A 21,440-nucleotide genomic window follows, 5' to 3' on the forward strand; every position below is an offset into this window, starting at 1 on the left:
CAATTCGTCTTCATCCGTTCATCTTTCGCGGCGCGACAATCTGGCGCATATATTTTGCCAGACAGACACCGCCGCCACGGCACATCCTCTGGAGACCACACCATGTCGACCACCAACAATGCGATCCTGCTGATCGCCCGCGTTCTTCTCTCCTTCATCTTCATCCTGTCCGGCTTCGGCAAGCTGACGGACCCTGCCGCCACCGCCGGCATGATCACCGGCGCCGGCCTGCCGGCCGCAACCGCGCTTGCCTATCTCGCCGGCCTGTTCGAACTCGTCACCGGCCTTGCCGTTCTCGTCGGCTTCCAGGTGCGCATCGTCGGCTGGGCCCTGGCCGCCTTCTGCGTGTTCACCGGCGCCGTCTTCCATTCCGGCACGGTTGCCGTTCCGGGCTGGCCGGATGCAGCGCTTGGCTGGATCAACACGCTGAACGGCATCATGATGATGAAGAACTTCACGCTGGCCGGCGCCTATATCCTGCTCGCCACCGTCGGCGCCGGCGCCTACTCGCTGGACGCCCGCCGCGGCGCTGCCCCGGCTCTGGCCTGAAATCACGCCCATCCTCGGGCATATGCACAAAACCCGCCGGAGCGATCCGGCGGGTTTTGTGTTGTCGAGACTGGATCTTTGTGGCGTGGCACCGTGGCCCCCTCATCCGCCCTTCGGGCACCTTCTCCCCGAGGGGAGAAGGGATAAGCTGCACCGTCGACGCCCTTCGTTAACGCATAAGCCAACCGCGACGTTTTACGGTTCATTCTATCCGCAGATGTCCGAGTTGTAAGCTGGCGCAAGGCGCTCGCAACCCTCCCTTCTCCCCTTGGGGAGAAGGTGCCCGAAGGGCGGATGAGGGGGGCTCGCGTGCAAAAGGCACAACGGCCCGTCACACCACCCCGCGCACCGCCTCCACAATCTTCGCCACCGTCGCATTGCCCTCATGCTCCGGCTTGCGCGCCCTGACGAGGCAGGCTTCGGAGCGCAGGATCACCCCGTCCGAGAGGACCTTCAGATGATTGGCCTTCAGCGTGGAGCCCGTGGAGGTGATATCGACGATGATATCCGCCTGACCGGCGGCCGGGGCACCCTCGGTGGCGCCGAGACTTTCCACGATGCGATAGAGCTGGATGCCGTGGCTGCCGGAAAAATGCTGCTGGGTGAGCCGCCAGTACTTTGTCGCGATCGCCAGCCGCCGTCCGTGGCGGGCGCGGAATTCGGCAGCGACATCGCCGAGATCGGCCATGGTTTCCACGTCGAGCCAGATATCGGGCACGGCCACCACCACATCGGCATGGCCGAAGCCGAGACGGGCGGCAATCTCCACCCGCCGGTCGGCCTCCGACAGACCTTCGCGGATCAGATCCTCGCCGGTCACGCCGAAATCCACGGTGCCGTTGCCGATCTCGCGCGAGATTTCCGAGGCCGAGAGGAAGGCGATCTCCACGTCGTCAAACCCTTCGACGCGGCCGCGATAGGAGCGGTCATTGCCGACGGCGACGATCTTCATACCGGCCCGCTCGAAGATGGCGGAGGCATCCTCCTTCATGCGGCCCTTGGAGGGAAGCCCGATGGTAATGGTCATCGCAGTTCTCCGCTTTTGCGCGGCGATTCCGTCCGAAAACCGGCTTCCGCTTTTCTGATCGCCGCGCCCTCCTTCGCCTTCTGAATGCGGTCGAGCCACATGGAAAAGCCGACGGCCGGGATATGCTCCTTGGCGCCGAGCAGCGTCAGCATGCGGTCATAGCGACCGCCGCCGACCAGCACGTCATGCTCGCCGCGCACGGTGACCTCGAAGACGAGGCCGGTATAGTAATCGAGCGGACGGCCGAAGGCGGCGCGCCAGGTGATATCGGCGAGCGAGGCGCCGGCTGCACTGAGCGCCGCCACGCGCGCGTCAAAACCGGCGATTGCCGCATCGAGCGGCAGGCCGGCGGAGCGGGCGAAATCGGCCAGCACACCCGGCGCATAGCGCAGCGAGACATTGATCGAGAGAAACTCCTTCAGCGCATCGAGCTTGGCGGCATCGAGCGACGCGCCGGCCAGCAGCCGCTTTTCCTTCAGACGCCGGACGATCTCTTCCGGGGCGCGGCTGGCATTGGTGAGATAGCCGGTGCGCTCCATCTCGTCATGCAGATGGCGGGCAAGTGCTGCATCGTCGCCCACCTCCAGCAGGCCCTCCACCTCCGGCGAAAGGCCGGCAACCGGTTCCGGCTTCGCCAGACGGGCGATGATCGCTTCCAGCACATCCGTCTGGCCAAACGCGCGCACGAGGCGCCGCTGCCAGCCGGAGGGCAGGCCAAGCGCTGCCACCACCGCCTCGAACACCGCCTGATCGCCGATGGTGACGGCAAAGGCCCTGCCCGGCAGAACCCTGTGCAGGCAGGCCAGCGCATCGGCGACGATACGGGCATCGGCTGTTGCGGCATCCGTATCGCCGAGATCTTCCAGCCCCGCCTGATAGAATTCATTGGCGCCCTCGCGGCGCTGGCGGAACACTTCGCCGAGATAGGCATAGCGTTTCGGCGTGCCGGTGACGGTTTCGATGTGGCGCAGGCAGACGGGAATGGTGAATTCCGGCCTGAGGCACAGGCTTTCGCCCCGCTCGTTCTCGGTCAGAAAGATCCGCCGGCGCAGATCCTCACCCGCCATGTCGAGAAAGGGTTCGGCCGGCTGGATCACCGGGGTATCGACGCGGCTGGTGTTGCGGCCCGCGAATTCCTCGAGGATCGCCGGAGCGAAATCGGGCATGTCGATCAGCGGCATGGGGTAAGGCCTCGGGTGAAATACCCTCTCTGGCCTGCCGGCCTTTGGGGTCGAGCCACTCGTCTCGCCCCGTTCTTCGGACCCCACCGCAAGGGGGGAGAAGACCTGAAGCAAGCGCTCGTTACCAATCTAGCGCACCGGTCAGAACGAACAGTCTGAACGCGCAAACTGAACAGGTGGGAAAACGGCACGCGCCGACCGGCTCCCTCCCCCGTGTGGGGAGGGTTGGGGAAGGGGAAAACCACAGACGCCAACATCAAACACCCTTCGCCCGGCGGCGATCTTCCGCCTGCGCGGCCAGGATCTCCCTGACCTTTTCCACCAGTTCCGCCTCCGGCACCACGATCTGCGCCACGCGGGCCTCGCGCCATTCGGCATTGTCTGATATCTCGCCGGAAAGGCGTTTGCCCTCGATCAGGTCCTTGATCTGCACAACGCCCTGCGCCCGCTCGTCACCACCCTGGATGATGGCGATGGGAGAGCCGCGACGATCGGCATATTTCAGCTGGTTGCCGAATTTCTTCCAGTTGCCCTGATACATTTCGGCGCGGATGCCGGCATTGCGCAGCGCCTGCGCAAAACGCTGGTAACGCCCCATGGCCTCCACATCGCCATCCATGACGGTGACGAGAACCGGCGCGAGGATCTCGTCCTGCCCGAGCTTGCCGAGGTTTTTGAGCGCCGTCATCAGGCGCGAGACGCCGATGGAGAAACCGGTGGCCGGCACCGGCTGGCCCATGAAGCGGGACACGAGCCCATCATAGCGTCCGCCGCCGCCGACCGAGCCGAACACGACCTTTTCTCCCTTTTCGTTGGTGACATCGAAGGTGAGCTCGGCTTCAAAGACGGGGCCGGTGTAATATTCGAGGCCGCGGACGCACGAGGGATCAATACGGATACGTGTTTCATCATAACCCGCAGCGCTAACCAGATTGTAGATTTCCTCTAGCTCAGTCACTCCTTGATGTCCGCGATCTGATCCAACGACCGCTCCCAGCAACATCGCAATGTTTCGGGTCGTATCGCCAAGATCGAGGTTGGCAAGCAACATGAAACGGTCAATTTGGACTGGCTCTAGCCCCGCACCCTTGGTGAAGTCACCACTCTCATCCTTACGGCCCTCTCCCAGCAACAGACGCACGCCTTCCGGCCCAAACTTGTCGAGCTTATCAATCGCCCGCAAAACATTAAGACGTCGCGCCGCATTCTCCTCGCCGCCCAATCCGATGGCTTCCATCACGCCATCGAGAACCTTGCGGTTGTTCACCCGGATCACATAGTCGCCGCGCTTGATACCGAGCGCTTCCAGCGTATCGGCCATCATCATGCACATTTCCGCATCGGCCTGAACGCCCGGCGCGCCGACAGAATCCGCATCGAACTGCATGAACTGGCGGAAACGGCCCGGGCCCGGCTTTTCGTTGCGGAACACATAGCCGGCGCGATAGGTGCGGTAGGGCAGCTGGATCTCGTTGAAATTTTCGGCCACGTGGCGGGCCAGCGGCGCGGTGAGATCGTAGCGCAGGCTCATCCACTGCTCGTCGTCATCCTGCAGCGAGAAGACGCCCTCGTTGGGGCGGTCGCTGTCGGGCAGGAATTTTCCGAGCGCATCGGTATATTCGAACAGCGGCGTCTCGATCGGGTCGAAACCGTAGCGCTCGTAGACCTCGCGGATCTTTGCGACCATTTCGTTGGTGGCATGGATATCGGCGGCGGTGCGATCGACAAAGCCGCGCGGCAGGCGGGCCTTCAGTTTCTGCTGTTTCTGCTTCTTGTCGCTCATGATGATCTTCCTTGCCGCCGGCACCGGAAAAGGCCGGAATTTTGAGCGGTTTCTTAGAGGATGAAGCCACAGGCGGCAAGCCTTGAAGCGGGGGGCAAGGGTGGCAAGGCATCATCCATAGTGCTATGCTTTATCCATGCAGGGACAGCAGTTTGAACATCTTTGGCGCGACAAGGTGGGCGACGACCGTATCATCTGCGAAATCAAGGACAGGAAACTGATCGTGCTCGTTGTCGAGATCGGCCATCGCCGCGAGATTTACCGTTGATCCTCGAAGCCCTCGATTACGCCGCAAGCCTGCCGCTGACGCCCAGCCCCTTCCGCCGACATATCGCCGCCTCGGTCAGCCTGCTTGCCCGCGCGAGGCGCTGCGAAAAGGCCTGGGCGCCGCATGAAGAGATGAGCCAGGCGCATGTGCTGGACACGGTGAAGGCCATGCGGCAGCGGCGCACGGCGGTCGTGCTCGGCTCCGGCCTGCTGCGCGACGTTCCCGTCGCGGCCCTTGCCAAAAGCTTTGACACGGTGGTGCTGGTCGATCTGGTGCATCTTGCCAGCGTGCGCCTGCGACTTTCGGCGCGGCGCCTGCGCCAGGTGCGGCTGATCCACCGCGATCTCTCGGGCCTCGAGGCGGCGCTCGCCGGCGAGGCCCCGGAACCGCTCGCCTTCCTGCGGCAGGTGCCCTATCTCGATCTCGTCGTCTCCGCCAATCTGCTCTCGCAGATCGGGGTCGGGGCGCGGATGGCGCTCGAGACCTCCGGCAGGGCGGAAGCGGTGCACACCATCCTACCGCAACTGGCGGCGGCGCATCTCTCCGGCCTTGCTGCCCTGCCCTGCCGCACCTGCCTCATCACCGATGTCTCCTACCGCGTGCTGTCACGCGATGGCAGCGTTCTGGAGGAGGACGATCTTCTCTGCGGCGTGCCCGTGCCGGACCATCGAAAGAGCTGGGACTGGACGGTCGCCCCCTTCGGCGAGCAGGGACCGCACCAGCAGGCGGTGCATCGCGTGATCGCCGCCTGAGGAGACGGCCATGGCCCTCGCCGGCCCATCGCCGGCTGCCCGTCCTTGCATTTTGCCGGATGCGGACTACTCTGAACGACATGCGCCGTTTTGCCTTTCTCCTCGCCCTGCTGGCCTGGCTCTTTCAAGGGCTGATGCCGGCGCTTGCGCTCCCGATGGCAGCGGGCGGCATGCCGATGATGAGGGATCACCCGATACCAGGCGCCGAGGCGACCATATCGCTGCACCCCCACGGGAAACTGCACGAGACGGCAATGACGGGCGCAGAGCATGCGGACCGGAACGCAGGAAGCGCCGGCCATTGCCGCGACTGCGCCGACACGCACCACAAGACCGGCTGCGCCATGAGCCTCTGTGCCGCCTGTACCTCGCTGGTGCCGCCCCTCGTGCTGGCGGGTGGCCATCCGATGGCGCTGCGCTATCCCGCCCCCCTGCCGGATGCGGTGCTTCTGGACAGGGCGCCCGCGCCGCTTGATCCTCCACCCCGCGCCTGACGAGCCGGACGGCGGTTGATCCGCCCCTTTTTTCCTTTTTGCAACTCGTCAAACACGGGACCAAGACCCATGACAGTCAGAACCGCTCTTACCGCCGGCCTCGTCGCCGCGCTCTTCACCCTGCCCGCAACCCTGCCAGCCCTCGCAGACGACATGTCGGCCCATTCCGGCCATGCCATGAACGGTGCCGACGCCTCAACCAAGGGCTTCGAGGCAGCCAACATGACCATGCACAAGGCCATGGCCATCCCCTATACCGGCAATGCCGATGTCGATTTCGTCCGTTCGATGATCCCGCATCATCAGGGCGCCATCGACATGGCCAAGGTGGAACTGGCCCACGGCAAGGACCCGGCCATCCGCAAGATCGCCGAGGACGTCATCGCGGCGCAGGAAGCCGAGATTGCCGTGATGAAGGCGTGGCTGGCCAAACACGGCCAGTAAGGCACGCGCGAAGGGGCCCCTGGCCGCACCCCGCAATGGCGCGCTGGCGCGCCATTGCATTGGCCGCAGACGGGATTAGTTTAATCGCGTCGTCCTGAGGAAGAGGCCCGCCATGACCATCCGCCCGCTGACCGTCATCGGCTTCGATGCCGATGACACGCTCTGGCAGAACGAGCAGTATTACAAGCTGACGGAGAGCCATTTCCGCGATCTTCTCGCCGATTATGCCGAGGGCGACCACGTCTCGGAGCGCCTGCTGGAGGCGGAAAAGCGCAACCTTGCCTATTACGGTTTCGGCATCAAGGGTTTTACGCTGTCGATGATCGAGACCGCGCTGGAGGTGACCGAAGGCAAGGCGCCGGCCGAGGTGGTGGGCCGGATTCTTTCGATCGGCCGCGAGCTTCTGTCCCATCCCGTCGAATGCCTGCCGCATGCGCGCGACACGCTGGAGGCGTTGTGCGGCCAATACTTCCTCGTGCTGATCACCAAGGGCGACCTCTTCGACCAGGAGCGCAAGCTGGCGCAATCCGGGCTCGGCGATTACTTCGACGCCGTGGAAGTGGTCTCCGACAAGACGGCCACCACCTATCGCCGCATCTTCGGCAAGCATGGCGATGGTCCGGAACAGGCGATGATGATCGGCAATTCGCTGAAATCCGACGTGGTGCCGGCGCTGGCCGCCGGCAGCTGGGGCGTGTTCGTGCCGCATGCGCTGACCTGGGTGCTGGAGCACGTGGAAAAGCCGGCGGAAGCGCCGCGCTTCCGCGAGATCGACGATCTCGGCGGAGTGAAGCCGCTGATCGACGATATCTGCAGCTGAGAGGACGGCCATGCGCAGCTTTGACGACATCTGGACACTTGCCGTCGAGCGCAAGGGCGAAGAGTCCGTGCGCGAGGCCCTGCAGTTTCCGAAGCCGGCAGCCGAGATTGCAGCGATGACCGACGACCGGTTCCTTGCGCTGATGACCCGCTGCATCTTCCAGTCCGGCTTCAACTGGAAGGTCGTGGATGCCATGTGGCCGGGGTTCGAGGCCGCCTTCGAAGGCTTCGACATCGGTGCTTGCGCCATGCTGCATGACGAGGATTTCGGCCGGCTGGTCTCCGACACGCGGATCATCCGGCATGGCCAGAAGATCAAGTCCGTGCAGGAAAACGCGGTGTTCCTCGCAGATCTCGCCCGCGACCACGGCTCCGCCGGAGCCTTCTTCGCAGGCTGGCCGGCAGAGAACTATATCGGCCTGCTCGATCTCCTGCAGAAGAAGGGTTCCCGGCTCGGCGGCAATACGGGGCCGTATTTTCTGCGCCTTGCCGGGCTGGAAAGCTTCATCCTGTCGCAAAGCGTCGTGAACCGGCTGGTGGCCGAAGGCGTGGTGAGCAAGGCGCCGACCTCGGCCCGCGACAAGGCGGCGGTGCAGGCCGCCTTCAACACGTGGAGAAACCAGTCCGGCCGCTCGCTGACCGAAATCAGCCGCGTGCTGGCGCTCAGCATCGATTAGGCCTCAGGGCCGCGCGAAGGCTGCCCGTTCCGCATCTGCCTCCGGCTGGCGATAGCAGCCATCCAGATGATCGTTGACGAGGCCCATCGCCTGCATGAAGGCGTAAACGGTGGTCGGGCCGACAAAGGTCCAGCCGCGCTTCTTCAGGTCCTTCGACAGGCGGATGGAGGTCGGCGTCGTGGGGTTGGCGCGCAGCGTTTCCAGATCCATCACGGCGGGACGCTCGCCGGGCTTCGGCTCGTAGGACCAGAAGAAGCTTGCCAGCGAGCCGAATTCGTCGCGCAGTTCCACCGCACGCCTGGCATTGTTGATGGTGGAGACGATCTTGCCGCGATGGCGGATGATGCCGGCATCCGCCACGCAGCGCTCGATATCGGCCTCGCCGAAGGTGGCAACGCGCTCGAAATCGAAGCCGGCGAAGGCCGCGCGGAAATTCTCGCGCTTGCGCAGGATCGTCAGCCACGAGAGGCCGGACTGAAACCCTTCAAGGCAGATCTTCTCGAACAGGCGGGTGTCATCGGTGACCGGGCGGCCCCATTCCTCGTCGTGATAGCGCTCGTAATCGGCAAGGCCCTGATGCCAGAAGCAGCGGCAGCGGCCGTCCGCGCCCTCGATGATACCCGGTTTCATCATGAAAACTCCTCTCAAGATCCCCGCGCCCTGGCACGAACGGGCGACCCCTTCCACCCGAAACATGCCATCCGAAATCTGCCGCCGGCGATCGGTGCGCCGGCCCGGACGGCGGGAGCTTTACCAGTCCTTTACCCCGTTTCCAAACGATGCATTAACCCTGCCGTCCGGTTTGCAAAAACCCGCGGATTTTCAGGAGCCTGCATTTACCCTTCGGTGGCGGTTGCAGCGCAGTTTCTGGGGCATGAGGATGCCGGCCGGCCGCCGGCGTCAACCCTTTGGAAAGGATGTCGCGGATGCAGCGCCCCTGGACACGTTTCGGCAAGACCCTGATTCTGATCGGCACAGGCCTGCAGGTCTTCGTCGCGCCCGCTGCCGCCGAGGAGCGCTACCGCGAACGGCCGCCGGTGATCGTCAGCCCGGACCTGACGGCACCGTGGATCCGGCAACTGGGAGGCGCGGTTCCAGCGAACGCGCCCGCGGCCGCATCCCCCGTCAGCGCCGGCCGTTCCCGGACAGGCCTGCCCGCCAATCCGTTTCGCCAGATAGCCGTGGCGCCGCCGGTCGCGGCACCCCGGACGCAATCCACACAGATCCGCCCGCGCCAGCCGGAGCCATCGCTGCCGGCCGCAGCTTCGGTCGCCACCCCGGTTCAGGCGGCCGCCATGCAGCCGATCCCGGTGATCCGCAGCCGGCTGGAACCGCAATTCCTGCCGCAGATCGTCGACTATGACACGCGCGAGACGCCGGGCACCATCGTCATCGATACGCCGCACCGCTTCCTCTATCTGGTGCTGGAGGACGGCAAGGCTAAACGGTATGGCGTCGGCGTCGGCAAGCCGGGCTTCGAATGGGCAGGCGCCCACAAGGTGACCCGCAAGGCCGAATGGCCGGACTGGCACCCGCCGAAGGAGATGATTACCCGCGAGGCGGCGAAAGGGCATTATCTGCCCGCCTCCATGCAGGGTGGCCCGGAAAACCCGCTCGGCGCACGCGCGCTCTACCTTGGCTCGACCCTCTACCGCATCCACGGCACCAATGCCCCCTGGACGATCGGCAGCGGCGTCTCCTCCGGCTGCATCCGCATGCGCAATGAGGATGTCACCGATCTTTACGAGCGCGTTCCCATCGGAACCACAGTCATCGTGATGTGAGGCAGGGCGGCAACAGGTTTGTCATGTGCCTGTCATGCCCGGCCGCTTAGCTTGGGATCACGCTAACGGGACCCAGGGCATCCGTCATGATTCTTCGCAATGCCATCCATACTGCCGCCCTGCTGGCCGGCTGTCTCTTCGTCAGTGCCGCTCAAGCCGGCGATTTCGAAATCTCCGGCTATGGCGGCTGGCAGTCGGCACCGCACAGCCATGTGGATGTCAGCGACCAGCCGGGTTTCGGCGCCGGCTGGGAAGGCAAATCCTTCGCAAGCCCGCCCTACTGGGGCATCCGCGGCACCTACTGGTTCGACGGCGACGCGCTGTCCAACCTCGGCATCTCGCTCGATTACACGCATGACAAGGTCTATGCAGACGACGCGACCATGGCCAAGGCCGGCTGGTCGCATTTCGAGTTCACCGACGGGCTGAACATCCTGACGCTGAACGCGCTCTACCGCTTCCCGCTGCAGGACCTGCCGATCACGCCTTATGTCGGCGCCGGCGTCGGCATCAACGTACCGCATGTGGAAGTCACCCGCCCCTCCGGCAAGACCTTCGACTACCAGTTCGGCGGCGCCACGATCCAGGCCCAGGCGGGCGTCAGCTACCGCTTCACCGACAACTGGTCGGCCTTCCTGGAATACAAGGGCACCTATAACTGGATCGATGTCGATATCGACAGCAATGCCTCGCTGAAGACCGACATCATCACCCATGCGGTGAATTTTGGCGTGTCCTACAAATTCTGACCGGCAGGCCCGACGTCGTCACGTCATCAGGCCGGAAGCCTTGCGGGTTTCGGCCCGCCATAGGCCCAGTCCAGCAGTTCCACCGTGTGCAGCACCGGGATCTCGGTTCCGGTGCGGATCTGGGTGATGCAGCCGATATTGCCGGTGGCGACCACATCCGGTTTCGTGGCCTCCAGATTGCGCACCTTGCGCTGCTTGAGCTGGCCAGAAATCTCCGGCTGCAGGATGTTGTAGGTACCGGCGGAGCCGCAGCAGAGATGGCCTTCTGCCGGATCCTTCACGGCAAAGCCCGCCGCCTTCAAGAGGTTTTTCGGCTGCAGCGTGATCTTCTGGCCGTGCTGCATCGAGCAGGCGGAATGATAGGCCACCGTCAGCCCGCGTGTCTCCAGCCGCGGCAGATCAAGCATTGCCAGATATTCGGTGATGTCGCGGGCGAGTGCCGAGACACGGGCCGCCTTCCCCGCATAGACCGGATCGAGCCGCAGCATGTGGCCGTAATCTTTGATCGTGGTGCCGCAGCCGGACGCGGTGATCAGGATGGCATCGAGCCCCTCCCCCTCGATCTCGGCCATCCAGGCATCGACATTGCGGCGGGCGAAATCGAGCGCATCGGCCTCGCGGCCCATGTGATGCACCAGCGCGCCGCAGCAGCCCTCACCGTTCGGCGTGACCACCGCCACGCCGAAGCGGGCAAGCAGGCGGCGGGTGGCGGCATTGATGCCGGGATCGAGCACCGGCTGGGCGCAGCCTTCGAGAAGGGCGACGCGGCCACGGCGAAGGCCGGGGGCAACCACAGCCTCCCCTGATGGAGCCGGCGCTGCGGGCAGCGTCTGCGGCGCAAGCGAGAGCATGGCGGCAAAGGAAGACAGCGCCTTGACGCGGGCCATGATCGGCGCCAGCGGCCGGGCAAGACCCGCAAGCGTCAGCGCCGCACGGAACCGTGCCGGATAGGGCAGGATCGCCGCCAGCAGCGCCCGGGTGAAACGGTCGAGCGGCGGGCGCGTATAGGTCTTTTCGATATGCACCCGTGCGTGATCGACGAGATGCATGTAATCAACGCCGGAGGGGCAGGTGGTGGTGCAGGAAAGGCAGGAGAGACAGCGGTCGATGTGCTTCACCACTTCCGCATCGGCCGGGCGGCCGTTTTCCAGCATGTCCTTGATGAGGTAGATGCGCCCGCGCGGGCTGTCCAGTTCGTTGCCCAGCGTCACATAGGTGGGACAGGTGGCCGTGCAGAAGCCGCAATGCACGCAGCGCCGCAGGATCTTTTCCGATTCCGCCACCTGCGGATCGACAAGCTGTTCGGCGGTGAAGGATGTCTGCATGGGTCAGGCCATTTCCTCGAAGGTGAAGGAGATCGAATAACGCATGAGCGTGAGGTTCGGCACCGCGCGGGAAGCCGCAATCGTGCGCTTGTCGAAATCATGCGCCACGATGATGCCGCGCACGCGCGAGGCGCCATCCTCCTCCATGATGTCGCCCATGTAGCCGAGGATCTGGCCGACGACGCGCGCATCCGTTTTTCCGGCCTTCAGCTCCACGACAACGCTCGCCCCGGCTCGGTCCTGGCAGAAGATGTCGATAAAGCCGGAGGACACGGCGCGCTCGGCGCCATCATCGGCGATGGTCAGCCCCTGCTCCAGCCGGGCGATGTCGCGGCGAAGGGCCGCCTGCATATCCCGCTCCAGCGAAAGCTTCTGTTTTTCATGGGTGATCTCGGGCAGGGCAGCCGCTTCCGGCAAAACTGCCGCGGCATCCAGCGTGGCATCGTTGAGGAACTTGCGGTAGCGCACCACCGCATTCTTGTAGGATTGCAGGTTGTTGCGGATATTGCCGTCGAACACCAGCCGCGATGGATTGGGCCGGCCCGCCTTCTCGTCGGCGCTGGTATAGACCAGCTCGGCGATCAGCGCGTCATAGCCACCGGCGCCCCAGATCTCGTCGAGATTGCCATAGACCTGCTCTACGCGCGAAACGCGATGAAGCTGGGCGTTGCGCGTGTTGTCGGAATATTCCTGTGCGACAAGCCAGTCCTTGTAGTCCGCCCGCATCAGGTGATCCTCCGGGCGAAGACGCCGAACGGATCAAGCGAGAGGCGGACCCGCTGGGTGAGCACTGCGACCGGGTCCGGCAGCGGCTCGAAGGGAGCAATCACCTGCCGCGTGCGCTCCGACGCCCGCATCAGCGTGGCATGGCCGCCGCCAAAATGGGCGATGACGCGACGCAGCAGGTCTGCCTCGGGATCGGCTTCCATCCGCATCCAGACAAGCCCGCCCTGCCAGTCATAGAAGACGTCGATGCCCGCCTCCTGCCGCAGCGCCGCGACCACCTGAAAGCCGGCGGAGGGCGCGACGGAGACACGCCAGACCGGGCGACAGGTATTGTCGGTGTAGGGCGCGACGTCGCGAATCTGTCGCCAGAGGTGAGCGCTGGCCTCGTTCTCGATCGCCGACACGGGAGCATGGCGGCCCAGCAGTTCCCGAAGGCGGGCGGCCCGCACGGACACCGAGGCGGGAAGTCCCTCCACCCGCAGCACGGTTGCGGCACCCTCCGGCAGATGCCCGCCGAGAAAACGGCCGCGCACGCTTTCCGGCAGATGCGCCGCTGCGGACACTTCGAGCGGCAGCCCCATGGCTGTCGCCATCACCCGCGTTGCCGCCGCGTCATCAAGGCCGGAGATGATGATGGTCTGCTCCGTCTGCGGGCGTGGCAGCACGCGGAAAGTCACCTCTGTCAGCAAGCCCAGCGTGCCGTGGGACCCGGCGAGAAGCTTGACGAGATCAAGCCCGGTGACGTTCTTCATCACGCGTCCGCCGGCGCGGATCGCCTCGCCGCGACCATTGACGAAGCGGATGCCGAGCAGGCTGTCACGCGCAGCCCCGGCCGACAGCCGCCGCGAGCCGGAGGCATTGGTGGCAAAGACGCCGCCGATCGTCGGCTCACCCTCGGTGCCCATGATCGCCCGGTGGTCGATCGGATCGAAGGACAGCATCTGGCCGTTTTCCAACAGCGCCTCCTCGATCTCGGCAACCGGCGTGCCGGCACGCGCGGTCATCACCATTTCGGCCGGATCATAGGCGACGATGCCGGAGATACCGGCCGAGCGCAGCACCGCATCGGCTTCGACCGGCCGGCCGAAACCCGAGCGGGTGTTGCCGCCCGAAATCGCCAGCCTGCGGCCACCTTCGGCGGCAGCGCGGATCATGCCGGCCGCTTCCTCCTCGCAGACGGGAACCAGAATCGCGCTCATGCAGCCGGCCGCCCTTCCAGCGGAAACACCTTGGACGGGTTCATCAGCCATTGCGCATCGAAGGCGGCGCGCACCGCCATCTGCTGGGCAAGGTCCGCCTCGGAATACTGGTGGCGCATCAGGTCCCGCTTCTCGATGCCGACGCCGTGCTCGCCGGTCAGACAGCCGCCGGCATCCACGCAGAGTTTCAGGATCTCGTTGCCGGCGGCCTCGGCTTTCGCGGCCTCGACGGGATCATTGGCATTGAACAGGATCAGCGGATGCATGTTGCCATCGCCGGCATGGAAGACGTTGGCAACGCGCAGCCCGAAGCCCGCGACGATCTCGCCGGTGCGCTTGAGCACATGAGGCAGCTGGCTGAGCGGCACCGTGCCATCCATGCAGATATAATCGGCAATGCGGCCCGTCGCGCCGAAGGCGGACTTGCGGCCCTTCCAGATCAGCGCCGCCTCCGTCGCCGACTGGCACTCGCGCACCGTCAGCACACCATGGCGCCGTGCGATCTCGACGATGAGCGCGAGCATGGCATCCATCTCCGCCTCCGATCCCTCCACCTCGACGATCAGCAGCGCGCCGACATCGAGCGGATAGCCGGCCTTGGCAAAGGCCTCGCAGATCTCGATGGCGGGCTTGTCCATGAATTCGATGGCGACCGGGATGATGCCCGAACCGATCACATCGGCCACGCAGGCGCCCGCCTCTTCCGAAGTGTCGAAGCCGAACAGCACGGGGCGCGCGCCCTCCGGCTTTGCGAGGATCCGCACGGTTGCTTCGGTCACGATGCCGAGCTGGCCTTCCGAGCCGCAGACGAGGCCGAGAAGATCGTAGCCGGCGGCATCCAGATGCTTGCCGCCCAGTGCGATCACCGTGCCATCGACCAGCACCAGCTTGACGCCGAGCAGGTTGTTGGTGGTGACGCCGTATTTCAGACAGTGCGCACCGCCGGAATTCATGCCGATATTGCCGCCGATGGTGCAGGCAAGCTGCGAACTCGGATCCGGCGCATAGAAAAAACCTTCCGGCGACACTGCATCGGAAATTGCGAGGTTGGTGACGCCCGCCTGCACGGTGGCGGTGCGGTTGGCGGTATCGATCTCGAGAATGCGCGACAGGCGCGACAGGCCGATCACCACCGCATCCTCCTGCGGAATGGCGCCGCCGCACAGCGACGTTCCAGCGCCGCGCGGCACAACGGGTATGCCGTAGCGATGGCAGTATTTGAGCACCGCCGCCACCTCCGCCGTGCTGGTCGGCAGCGCGACCGCCAGCGGCAGCCGCCGATAGGACACGAAGGCATCCGTTTCGAAGGGCACCAGTTCGCGCGGCTCATGCACCAGGCCTTCGGGCGGCAGCAAGTCCGCCAGATCAGCAATGATGGTTGCGCGGCGCGCCAGCACATCGGCTCGCGGTTTCAGGAATGCGATCGTTTCGGACACGTCGTCTCCTCCAACTGCCCAGATATTCTTCCTCTCACGGATCAGGCGTCGTCTTCAAGCGCTACCTTTCGCCCATCTGACGCCCGTCAAATGATGGGGAATATTCAAGCAGCCTCTTATATTTCAGCTTCGCGCAACCTGAATGTGTTATAACTGGTTCGACTGACGCAAAGGCCGCATCAATTTTCGGTTTGTGTCGCAAATGAACAGCTGTGCAAGCAGAATTTTGTGTTAGGAGTTTCCTCGAAATCCGGAGTTCCACGAAAGTGAGTCTTCTCAGCCAGATCGCCACCGACCTTCGCCTGATGTTGCAGCGCCCGCCGCAGCAGCAATATGCCGCGCTGTGCTACCGGTTCCATCCGGCCCATGGCCTGCAGATATTGCTTCTGACGAGCCGCGAGACGCGCCGCTGGGTGATTCCGAAGGGCTGGCCGATGAAGGGCAAGAAGGCCCATGCCGTGGCCGAGCGGGAAGCCTATGAGGAAGCGGGCGTTCGGGGCAAGGCAGAGAAGGACCCGTTTGGCTTCTTCGCCTATGTAAAGACGCGCAAGACAGGGGTGAAAGTGCCCGTGCGCGTGCAGGTTCATGCCCTGCAGGTGGACGAGATGCTGGAAAGCTTTCCCGAGAAGGAAAGCCGCGTGCTGGACTGGGTGTCCTGCCGGGAAGCGGCGGGCCGTGTCCAGGAAGCGGAACTGCGCAACCTCATTCTGGCCTTCGAGCGCCGCATGACGCCGCAGCCGGCGGAGCCGATGCGTGCTGTGGGAGGCTGAGACCCGTAGCGGTCGTCACCGTGGCGTCGCTTTCTCGCGCTAGACTTCGCCTCTGGCCGCAACAACCCGGAATGGCAGTGCATTTATTGTGACGACACCGACCGATAGCCGGCCTGACGATGCCGGCTCCGCCGCAACGCCGGCCCCCGGGCGGAAGGCGACGCTGGACAAGGATCTGGCGCGCATCGCCTCCGTGGAAAGCGCCTCCATGCACCTTGGCCGCCGGCTGGCGGCGCCGGGCGCGGCTTTTCTTTTCCTCATTGCCGTCACGATCTTTTCCGCCGTCGCCGTGGTCGGCCATGCCGCGGTCGTGGTCGTGATCGCGGCTGCGGTGCTGGCGGCCTACATGGCGATGAACATCGGCGCCAACGACGTTGCCAACAATATCGGGGCCGCAGTCGGCGCGCGGGTGCTGAGCCTTGGTCTTGGCCTTGCGATCGCAGCCGTCTGCGAGGTGGCCGGCGCATTGCTGGCCGGCACCGCCGTGGCAGATACCATCGCCAACGGCATTCTCTACGCAGACAAGGTCGCCAACCCCGCCTATTACATCTGGGCGATGATGGCAGCGCTCCTCGGGGCCGCGATCTGGATCAACGTCGCCACCTGGATCGGCGCCCCGATTTCCACCACGCATGCGATCGTGGGTGGCGTGCTGGGCGGCGGCATTGCGGCGGCCGGCGTCTCGGCGGTCAACTGGACGGTGCTGTCCGGCATCGCCGCAAGCTGGCTGCTTTCCCCTCTGCTCGGCGCTGCGATTGCCATTGCGGTCCTGGCCTTCATCAAGACCTTCATTATCTACACGCCGGACAAGATCGCCGCGGCCCGGCGCTGGGTGCCGGTGCTGATCGGCGTGATGTTCGGGGCCTTTTCGACCTATATCGTGCTGATCGTCTCCTTTGCCGATCTGGACCTGCGACTGGTGGATGCCGTCCTTGTCGGCATTCCCGTCGGCCTCGCGGCCTGGCTCGTCAGCATTCCCCTGGTGCGACGCAAGGCGGCAGGACTCGACAACCGAAACCAGTCGCTGAAAACGCTGTTCCAGGTGCCGCTCGTCTTTTCCGCAGCCCTTCTCTCCTTCGCGCATGGCGCCAATGATGTTGCCAATGCGGTAGGCCCTCTTGCGGCGGTCGTCTCGGCCTCGCAAGACCAGCCGCTCGTGGGCGCCTCCCCGATCCCCGTCTGGGAACTGCTGATCGGCGGGCTCGGCATTTCCTGCGGCCTGCTGCTGTTCGGGCCGAAACTTATCAACCTCGTCGGCAAGGAAATCACACGGCTCAATCCGGTGCGTGCCTATTGCGTGGCGCTGTCGGCCGGCGTCACCGTCATCCTCGCCTCAAGCCTCGGCATTCCCGTCAGTTCGACGCATATCGCCGTCGGCTCGGTGTTCGGGGTCGGTCTCTACCGCGAATGGTACATGACACATTCACGCCGCCGGCAGGCCTTCATGGCGATGAAGGCGCGGGAGAGACAGCCGGCGCGGCGCAAGAAGGACGTGAACACGGCAGAGATCCGCCGGCGCCATCTGGTGCGCCGCTCGCATCTGTTGACCATCATCGGCGCCTGGACCATCACCGTTCCGCTCTCGGCAGCCCTTGCGGGTGGCCTCGCTTTGCTTATGTTCCGGCTCTTCATCTGACCGAACCGCCCGCAGGATATTTCAGGATGCGCGCCAATTTTCGCATGCAGCGGCTTTTCGCCGATGTTCCCCTCGCCGCCGGATCCCCGGTCGAGGCGAGCGCCGAACAGTTCAACTACCTCGTCAACGTGCTGCGGATGCAGGAGGCCGACGAAGTGCTGCTGTTCAACGGCCGCGACGGCGAGTGGAGGGCAAGACTGCAGTTTGCAAGCCGCAAGAAGCTGCAGATGCAGCCCCTCGAGCAGACCCGCCCGCAGGACCCGCTGCCGGACCTGCATTATCTCTTCGCGCCCCTGAAGGTTGGCCGTCTCGACTATCTCGTGCAGAAGGCGGTGGAGATGGGGGCCGGCACCCTGCAGCCGGTGATGACCCAGCATGTGCAGGGCAAGATCACCAGCCTGGAGCGACTGCAGGCCAATGTGATGGAGGCGGCCGAGCAATGCGGCATCCTGGCGGTGCCGGCCGTTTTGCCGCCGGTGAAGCTGAAGGACCTGCTGGAGCGCTGGCCCGCAGAGCGGCGCATCCTCTTCTGCGACGAAGGGGCAGACAGCCACAATCCGCTGCCGATCCTTGGACAGATTTCGGAGCGGAAGCTTGCGCTTCTCATCGGTCCGGAGGGTGGTTTCTCGCAGGAGGAGCGCGCCATGCTGCATGCGCTTGACTTCGTCACCGCCATCCCGCTCGGGCCGCGCATCCTGCGCGCCGATACCGCAGCGGTGGCCGCCCTTGCCGTCGTCCAGGCCGTGCTCGGCGACTGGGCCCAACCGCCTGTCTGAGCGTGCTTTCAGAGAAATTCACTTGCGCCGTTTCGCGATCCGGTACAAGCAGCTTTGCCCGGTTTCAGCACCGGCATCGCCCCATCAGACAAGGTCGATTTCATGGCTCGTGACACCACCGATCATACCCCGCTGACCTCCGTCGAGGAGATGGTGACCTATATCGCCAAGGGGTCGAAGCCGGAGGAAACCTTCCGCATCGGCACCGAGCACGAAAAGTTCGCCTTCTTCCAGGCCGATAGCAGCCCCGTGCCCTATTTCGGCGAGCGCAGTATTTCTGCGCTGCTGAAGGGCATGCAGGAAAAGCTCGGCTGGGAACCGATCATGGATGGCGAGCACATCATCGGGCTTGGCGAACAGTCCGGCATGGGCGCAATCTCGATCGAGCCCGGCGGCCAGTTCGAGCTTTCCGGTGCGCCACTGGAAACGCTGCACCAGACCTGCCGCGAATCCAACCAGCATCTCGCCGTGCTGCGCGAGGTGGCCGAGCCCATGGGCATCCGTTTCCTCGGTATCGGCGGCAGCCCGAAATGGACGCTGGCCGAGACGCCGCGGATGCCCAAATCCCGCTACGAGATCATGACGCGCTACATGCCGAAGGTCGGCCGCCACGGCCTCGACATGATGTACCGCACCTGCACGATCCAGGTGAATCTCGACTTCTCCTCGGAAGCCGACATGGCGCGCAAGATGCTGGTGTCGCTGAAGCTGCAGCCCTTGGCGACCGCGCTGTTTGCGTCCTCTCCCTTCACCGAAGGCAAGCCGAACGGACTGCTCTCCTGGCGCGGCGAGATCTGGCGCGACACCGACAATGCCCGCTCGGGCCTTCTGCCGCAGGCCTTTGCCGGCACCTTCGGCTTCGAGACCTATGTCGAATGGGCGCTCGACGTACCGATGTATTTCATCGTGCGCGACGGTCGCTATCATGACTGCACGCACGTCACCTTCCGCCAGTTCATGAACGGCGCCCTGAAGGGCGAGGTGGCCGACTGGCAGCCGACGCTCGGCGACTGGACCAACCATCTGGGCACGCTGTTTCCCGACGTGCGGCTGAAGCGCTACCTCGAAATGCGCGGCGCCGATGGCGGCCCGTGGCGTCGCATCTGCGCCCTGCCCGCCTTCTGGGTGGGCCTCCTCTATGATGGAAGCGCGCTTGCCGCTGCCGAGGAACTGACCCGCGACTGGACCTACGAGGATGTGCTGGCGCTGCGGGATGCCGTGCCCGCCGCCGGCCTCAACACCGAGATTGCCGGCCGCCCGCTTCTCGACATCGCCCGCGATGCGATCCGGATCTCCGCGGACGGCCTCAGGGCCCGCGCGCGGCTGAACGGCGAAGGCCAGGACGAATCGATCTTCCTGCAGCCGCTCGAGGAGATTGTCGCCAAGAAAAAGGTTCTGGCGGAGGAAATGCTGGCGCTCTACCACGGACGCTGGGGTGGATCCGTGGATCCTGTCTTCGACACGTTTCAGTACTGAACAGCGTGCGATTTTAAGCTGAACAAACCGGTTTCCCCGGAACCTTTTCCAGTTATAGTGACTGTATATAAAAGGGATTCCAGAGAGGAGCCGAGTGCGATGCTGCCGCTGTTCGATATGATGATGAGGGCGCAGAACGGCGCCGCCATGGAGACCATGGCCAAGCAGTTCAACCTGGCCCAGGAACAGGCGGCACAGGCCATGGCAGCGCTGATGCCGGCCTTTTCCTCCGGGCTGAAGCGCACCAGCAGCAATCCCTACGACTTCAGCGCCCTGATGAGCAGCATGTTCTCCGGCGCCTATGCTCAGTATTTCGATGACATCACCAAGGCCTTCACACCGCAGGGCATGGCAGATGGCAACGCCATCCTGGACCGGCTGTTCGGTTCCAGGGACGTGACGCGCGCGATCGCCGAACAGGCCGCGCAACTGACGGGCATCGGCCAGGAGGTGCTGCGCCAGATGATGCCGGCCATGGCCGACAGCATCATGGGCGGCCTCTTCAAGCAGATGACGGGACAGGTCTCGCAGAACCCGTTTTCTCCGGAAGCCATGGGCAAGGCAACGCAGCAGTGGCTGGAAGCGATCGGCGTTGCGCAGAAGCCGAAACCCCAGCCGGCTCCGATCCCCTTCGACACGCCGATGTTCCAGGCCTTCCGCTCCATGTGGGGACTGGAAAAGCCGAGCCATGCGGCACCGGCGCCCAACCCCTTCACGGACAATCCCTTCGCCAAGGCCTTCCAGGACATGATGGCCGGCGCCTTCCAGCCGGCGGCGACTGAGCCCCCTGCCCCGGCCGCACAGGCAAAGCCTGCCCAGAGCGATGCGCCACAGCCACAGCCGGAGATCGAAAAATTCAAGTCGATGCTGAACAGCATGTTCGACAGCGGCGTCGAGGTGCAGAAGGCCTATCAGAAGAACATGGAGGCGATTTTCGACGGCTACAGGCGCGCCGGTCAGGACACACCCAAGGCGCCGGTCTGATCGGACCGGGCATCCGCCGGCGGGATGGACCTGCGCATAAAAAAGCCCGGCGCGGATCGACCGGCCGGGCAAGTGAGCAGGGTTATTGGCGTTACCCTGCGGGGAAAACTGTGTGTGCGGCGGTCGTCACGGTACGGCCTGCCGGACGCTGGCTTACGACCGGCGACGCCCCTTGCCGCGCACATGGGCCGGCAACAGCTTGAAGGGATCGTCGAAAGCCCGTGTCTGGTTCATCGCAATCTCCACATCGCGACGGGTAAGACCGATGTCGGCCAGCTGATGATCCTCAAGCTCGCTCAGCTGGTTCAGGGCTTTGCGGTTGCGGAACACGCGCAGAACGTTGGTGGCGGCAGCGATCACATCGGCGAGGAGGCCGAGATCAGGCGTGCGGCGCGCGGCAATTGCGCGGCTTGTCATCCGTTCTGTCGTGCTCATGGGATTTCCTTTCTTCGGGCACGAGAAATGCATCCCTTCCGGGACCCGGAAAGGTGGCCAGCAGAGACCTGGGCGGCGGTGGAGAAGGCCTTTGGATTTGCTTTGCCCTTGCGTTATGCAAAATCAGCATTGATCAGTCCAACGAATGTT

At 64.5% G+C, this 21,440-nt stretch carries 22 protein-coding genes and 1 pseudogene; 14 read left to right on the top strand and 9 right to left on the bottom strand.

Annotated elements, in window-relative coordinates; all coding sequences use genetic code 11:
* Window positions 1-102: 102 nt before the first annotated feature.
* The gene (locus F3H95_RS03380; protein WP_149744922.1) at window positions 103-549 is read left to right on the top strand and encodes a DoxX family protein; all 447 of its coding nucleotides are present in this window, start codon (window positions 103-105) and stop codon (window positions 547-549) included.
* A 331-nt stretch (window positions 550-880) separates the two neighbouring features.
* Here the strand turns inward: F3H95_RS03380 and hisG are convergent, their stop codons facing one another.
* The 3 genes from hisG to hisS form a co-directional block, all read right to left on the bottom strand.
* Window positions 881-1,576, bottom strand: coding sequence for an ATP phosphoribosyltransferase (gene hisG / locus F3H95_RS03385; protein WP_149744923.1), 696 nt, complete (start codon window positions 1,574-1,576; stop codon window positions 881-883).
* Window positions 1,573-2,757, bottom strand: a complete 1,185-nt coding sequence (locus tag F3H95_RS03390; RefSeq protein WP_149744924.1) for an ATP phosphoribosyltransferase regulatory subunit — start codon at window positions 2,755-2,757, stop codon at window positions 1,573-1,575. The genes hisG and F3H95_RS03390 overlap by 4 nt, the downstream gene beginning before the upstream one ends.
* A 256-nt stretch (window positions 2,758-3,013) precedes the next feature.
* On the bottom strand, window positions 3,014-4,540 hold the full coding sequence (gene hisS / locus F3H95_RS03395) for a histidine--tRNA ligase (RefSeq protein ID WP_149744925.1): 1,527 nt from the start codon (window positions 4,538-4,540) through the stop codon (window positions 3,014-3,016).
* Between the two features lie 133 nt (window positions 4,541-4,673).
* Here hisS and F3H95_RS03400 point away from each other — a divergent pair.
* The 6 genes and pseudogenes from F3H95_RS03400 to F3H95_RS03425 all read left to right on the top strand — a co-directional run.
* Window positions 4,674-4,808, top strand: a pseudogene (locus F3H95_RS03400) (type II toxin-antitoxin system RelE/ParE family toxin); the annotation flags it as partial.
* Window positions 4,805-5,560, top strand: coding sequence for a hypothetical protein (locus F3H95_RS03405; RefSeq protein ID WP_149744927.1), 756 nt, complete (start codon window positions 4,805-4,807; stop codon window positions 5,558-5,560). The pseudogene F3H95_RS03400 and the gene F3H95_RS03405, both read left to right, overlap by 4 nt.
* 59 nt (window positions 5,561-5,619) lie before the next feature.
* Window positions 5,620-6,054 (top strand): hypothetical protein, encoded by a 435-nt coding sequence (locus F3H95_RS03410; RefSeq protein ID WP_149744928.1) that lies wholly within the window; start codon window positions 5,620-5,622, stop codon window positions 6,052-6,054.
* Between the two features lie 69 nt (window positions 6,055-6,123).
* Entirely contained in the window at window positions 6,124-6,498 is a 375-nt protein-coding gene (locus tag F3H95_RS03415) for a DUF305 domain-containing protein (RefSeq protein WP_149744929.1), read from the top strand.
* A 112-nt stretch (window positions 6,499-6,610) separates the two neighbouring features.
* Entirely contained in the window at window positions 6,611-7,318 is a 708-nt protein-coding gene (locus tag F3H95_RS03420; RefSeq protein ID WP_143125090.1) for an HAD family hydrolase, read from the top strand.
* A 10-nt stretch (window positions 7,319-7,328) separates the two neighbouring features.
* Window positions 7,329-7,994, top strand: coding sequence for a DNA-3-methyladenine glycosylase I (locus F3H95_RS03425; protein ID WP_149744930.1), 666 nt, complete (start codon window positions 7,329-7,331; stop codon window positions 7,992-7,994).
* A 3-nt stretch (window positions 7,995-7,997) separates the two neighbouring features.
* On the opposite strand, the gene F3H95_RS03430 is transcribed toward F3H95_RS03425, so the two are convergent.
* Window positions 7,998-8,627 carry a DNA-3-methyladenine glycosylase I gene (locus F3H95_RS03430; RefSeq protein ID WP_149744931.1) on the bottom strand — a complete coding sequence of 210 codons (630 nt, stop codon included), beginning with the start codon at window positions 8,625-8,627 and terminating at the stop codon, window positions 7,998-8,000.
* 293 nt (window positions 8,628-8,920) lie between these two features.
* Here F3H95_RS03430 and F3H95_RS03435 point away from each other — a divergent pair, with 293 nt between their 5' ends.
* A complete protein-coding gene (locus F3H95_RS03435; RefSeq protein WP_149744932.1) occupies window positions 8,921-9,778 on the top strand; it encodes a L,D-transpeptidase in 858 nt (285 codons plus the stop codon).
* Window positions 9,779-9,864: 86 nt separating this feature from the next.
* On the top strand, window positions 9,865-10,527 hold the full coding sequence (locus tag F3H95_RS03440) for an outer membrane beta-barrel protein (protein ID WP_149744933.1): 663 nt from the start codon (window positions 9,865-9,867) through the stop codon (window positions 10,525-10,527).
* Window positions 10,528-10,553: 26 nt separating this feature from the next.
* On the opposite strand, the gene glcF is transcribed toward F3H95_RS03440, so the two are convergent.
* The 4 genes from glcF to F3H95_RS03460 are packed head-to-tail and all read right to left on the bottom strand — an operon-like array spanning window position 10,554 to window position 15,213.
* Window positions 10,554-11,852, bottom strand: coding sequence for a glycolate oxidase subunit GlcF (gene glcF / locus F3H95_RS03445; RefSeq protein WP_149744934.1), 1,299 nt, complete (start codon window positions 11,850-11,852; stop codon window positions 10,554-10,556).
* A gap of 3 nt (window positions 11,853-11,855) precedes the next feature.
* On the bottom strand, window positions 11,856-12,578 hold the full coding sequence (locus F3H95_RS03450; protein ID WP_149744935.1) for an endonuclease NucS domain-containing protein: 723 nt from the start codon (window positions 12,576-12,578) through the stop codon (window positions 11,856-11,858).
* A complete protein-coding gene (locus tag F3H95_RS03455; RefSeq protein ID WP_149744936.1) occupies window positions 12,578-13,777 on the bottom strand; it encodes an FAD-binding protein in 1,200 nt (399 codons plus the stop codon). The genes F3H95_RS03450 and F3H95_RS03455 overlap by 1 nt, the downstream gene beginning before the upstream one ends.
* Window positions 13,774-15,213 carry an FAD-linked oxidase C-terminal domain-containing protein gene (locus tag F3H95_RS03460; RefSeq protein ID WP_149744937.1) on the bottom strand — a complete coding sequence of 480 codons (1,440 nt, stop codon included), beginning with the start codon at window positions 15,211-15,213 and terminating at the stop codon, window positions 13,774-13,776. The genes F3H95_RS03455 and F3H95_RS03460 overlap by 4 nt, the downstream gene beginning before the upstream one ends.
* A gap of 305 nt (window positions 15,214-15,518) precedes the next feature.
* On the opposite strand from F3H95_RS03460, the gene F3H95_RS03465 reads away from it, so the two are divergent.
* The 5 genes from F3H95_RS03465 (at window position 15,519) to F3H95_RS03485 (ending at window position 20,855) form a co-directional block, all read left to right on the top strand.
* A complete protein-coding gene (locus tag F3H95_RS03465; RefSeq protein WP_143125142.1) occupies window positions 15,519-15,983 on the top strand; it encodes an NUDIX hydrolase in 465 nt (154 codons plus the stop codon).
* Window positions 15,984-16,176: 193 nt separating this feature from the next.
* Window positions 16,177-17,619: an inorganic phosphate transporter gene (locus F3H95_RS03470; RefSeq protein ID WP_244617878.1), complete on the top strand. Its 1,443-nt coding sequence runs from the start codon at window positions 16,177-16,179 to the stop codon at window positions 17,617-17,619.
* Window positions 17,620-17,645: 26 nt separating this feature from the next.
* Window positions 17,646-18,395 (top strand): 16S rRNA (uracil(1498)-N(3))-methyltransferase, encoded by a 750-nt coding sequence (locus F3H95_RS03475; RefSeq protein WP_149744938.1) that lies wholly within the window; start codon window positions 17,646-17,648, stop codon window positions 18,393-18,395.
* Between the two features lie 102 nt (window positions 18,396-18,497).
* Entirely contained in the window at window positions 18,498-19,871 is a 1,374-nt protein-coding gene (locus F3H95_RS03480; protein WP_149744939.1) for a glutamate--cysteine ligase, read from the top strand.
* Window positions 19,872-19,970: 99 nt separating this feature from the next.
* Window positions 19,971-20,855 carry a DUF937 domain-containing protein gene (locus tag F3H95_RS03485; RefSeq protein ID WP_143125101.1) on the top strand — a complete coding sequence of 295 codons (885 nt, stop codon included), beginning with the start codon at window positions 19,971-19,973 and terminating at the stop codon, window positions 20,853-20,855.
* Window positions 20,856-21,008: 153 nt separating this feature from the next.
* Here the strand turns inward: F3H95_RS03485 and F3H95_RS03490 are convergent, their stop codons facing one another.
* Window positions 21,009-21,290 carry a DUF1127 domain-containing protein gene (locus F3H95_RS03490; protein WP_149744940.1) on the bottom strand — a complete coding sequence of 94 codons (282 nt, stop codon included), beginning with the start codon at window positions 21,288-21,290 and terminating at the stop codon, window positions 21,009-21,011.
* Window positions 21,291-21,440 lie beyond the last annotated feature (150 nt).

Source organism: Rhizobium sp. RU35A, assembly GCF_900156005.1.
GTDB classification, from domain to species: Bacteria; Pseudomonadota; Alphaproteobacteria; order Rhizobiales; family Rhizobiaceae; genus Neorhizobium; species Neorhizobium straminoryzae.

Coding starts and splice junctions, on each gene's coding strand:
- F3H95_RS03380 (WP_149744922.1), top strand. CDS start 103: ATGTCGACCACCAACAATGCGATCCTGCTGATCGCCCGCGTTCTTCTC.
- hisG (WP_149744923.1), bottom strand. CDS start 1,576: ATGACCATTACCATCGGGCTTCCCTCCAAGGGCCGCATGAAGGAGGAT.
- F3H95_RS03390 (WP_149744924.1), bottom strand. CDS start 2,757: ATGCCGCTGATCGACATGCCCGATTTCGCTCCGGCGATCCTCGAGGAA.
- hisS (WP_149744925.1), bottom strand. CDS start 4,540: ATGAGCGACAAGAAGCAGAAACAGCAGAAACTGAAGGCCCGCCTGCCG.
- F3H95_RS03410 (WP_149744928.1), top strand. CDS start 5,620: ATGCGGACTACTCTGAACGACATGCGCCGTTTTGCCTTTCTCCTCGCC.
- F3H95_RS03415 (WP_149744929.1), top strand. CDS start 6,124: ATGACAGTCAGAACCGCTCTTACCGCCGGCCTCGTCGCCGCGCTCTTC.
- F3H95_RS03420 (WP_143125090.1), top strand. CDS start 6,611: ATGACCATCCGCCCGCTGACCGTCATCGGCTTCGATGCCGATGACACG.
- F3H95_RS03425 (WP_149744930.1), top strand. CDS start 7,329: ATGCGCAGCTTTGACGACATCTGGACACTTGCCGTCGAGCGCAAGGGC.
- F3H95_RS03430 (WP_149744931.1), bottom strand. CDS start 8,627: ATGATGAAACCGGGTATCATCGAGGGCGCGGACGGCCGCTGCCGCTGC.
- F3H95_RS03435 (WP_149744932.1), top strand. CDS start 8,921: ATGCAGCGCCCCTGGACACGTTTCGGCAAGACCCTGATTCTGATCGGC.
- F3H95_RS03440 (WP_149744933.1), top strand. CDS start 9,865: ATGATTCTTCGCAATGCCATCCATACTGCCGCCCTGCTGGCCGGCTGT.
- glcF (WP_149744934.1), bottom strand. CDS start 11,852: ATGCAGACATCCTTCACCGCCGAACAGCTTGTCGATCCGCAGGTGGCG.
- F3H95_RS03450 (WP_149744935.1), bottom strand. CDS start 12,578: ATGCGGGCGGACTACAAGGACTGGCTTGTCGCACAGGAATATTCCGAC.
- F3H95_RS03455 (WP_149744936.1), bottom strand. CDS start 13,777: ATGAGCGCGATTCTGGTTCCCGTCTGCGAGGAGGAAGCGGCCGGCATG.
- F3H95_RS03465 (WP_143125142.1), top strand. CDS start 15,519: ATGTTGCAGCGCCCGCCGCAGCAGCAATATGCCGCGCTGTGCTACCGG.
- F3H95_RS03475 (WP_149744938.1), top strand. CDS start 17,646: ATGCGCGCCAATTTTCGCATGCAGCGGCTTTTCGCCGATGTTCCCCTC.
- F3H95_RS03480 (WP_149744939.1), top strand. CDS start 18,498: ATGGCTCGTGACACCACCGATCATACCCCGCTGACCTCCGTCGAGGAG.
- F3H95_RS03485 (WP_143125101.1), top strand. CDS start 19,971: ATGCTGCCGCTGTTCGATATGATGATGAGGGCGCAGAACGGCGCCGCC.
- F3H95_RS03490 (WP_149744940.1), bottom strand. CDS start 21,290: ATGAGCACGACAGAACGGATGACAAGCCGCGCAATTGCCGCGCGCCGC.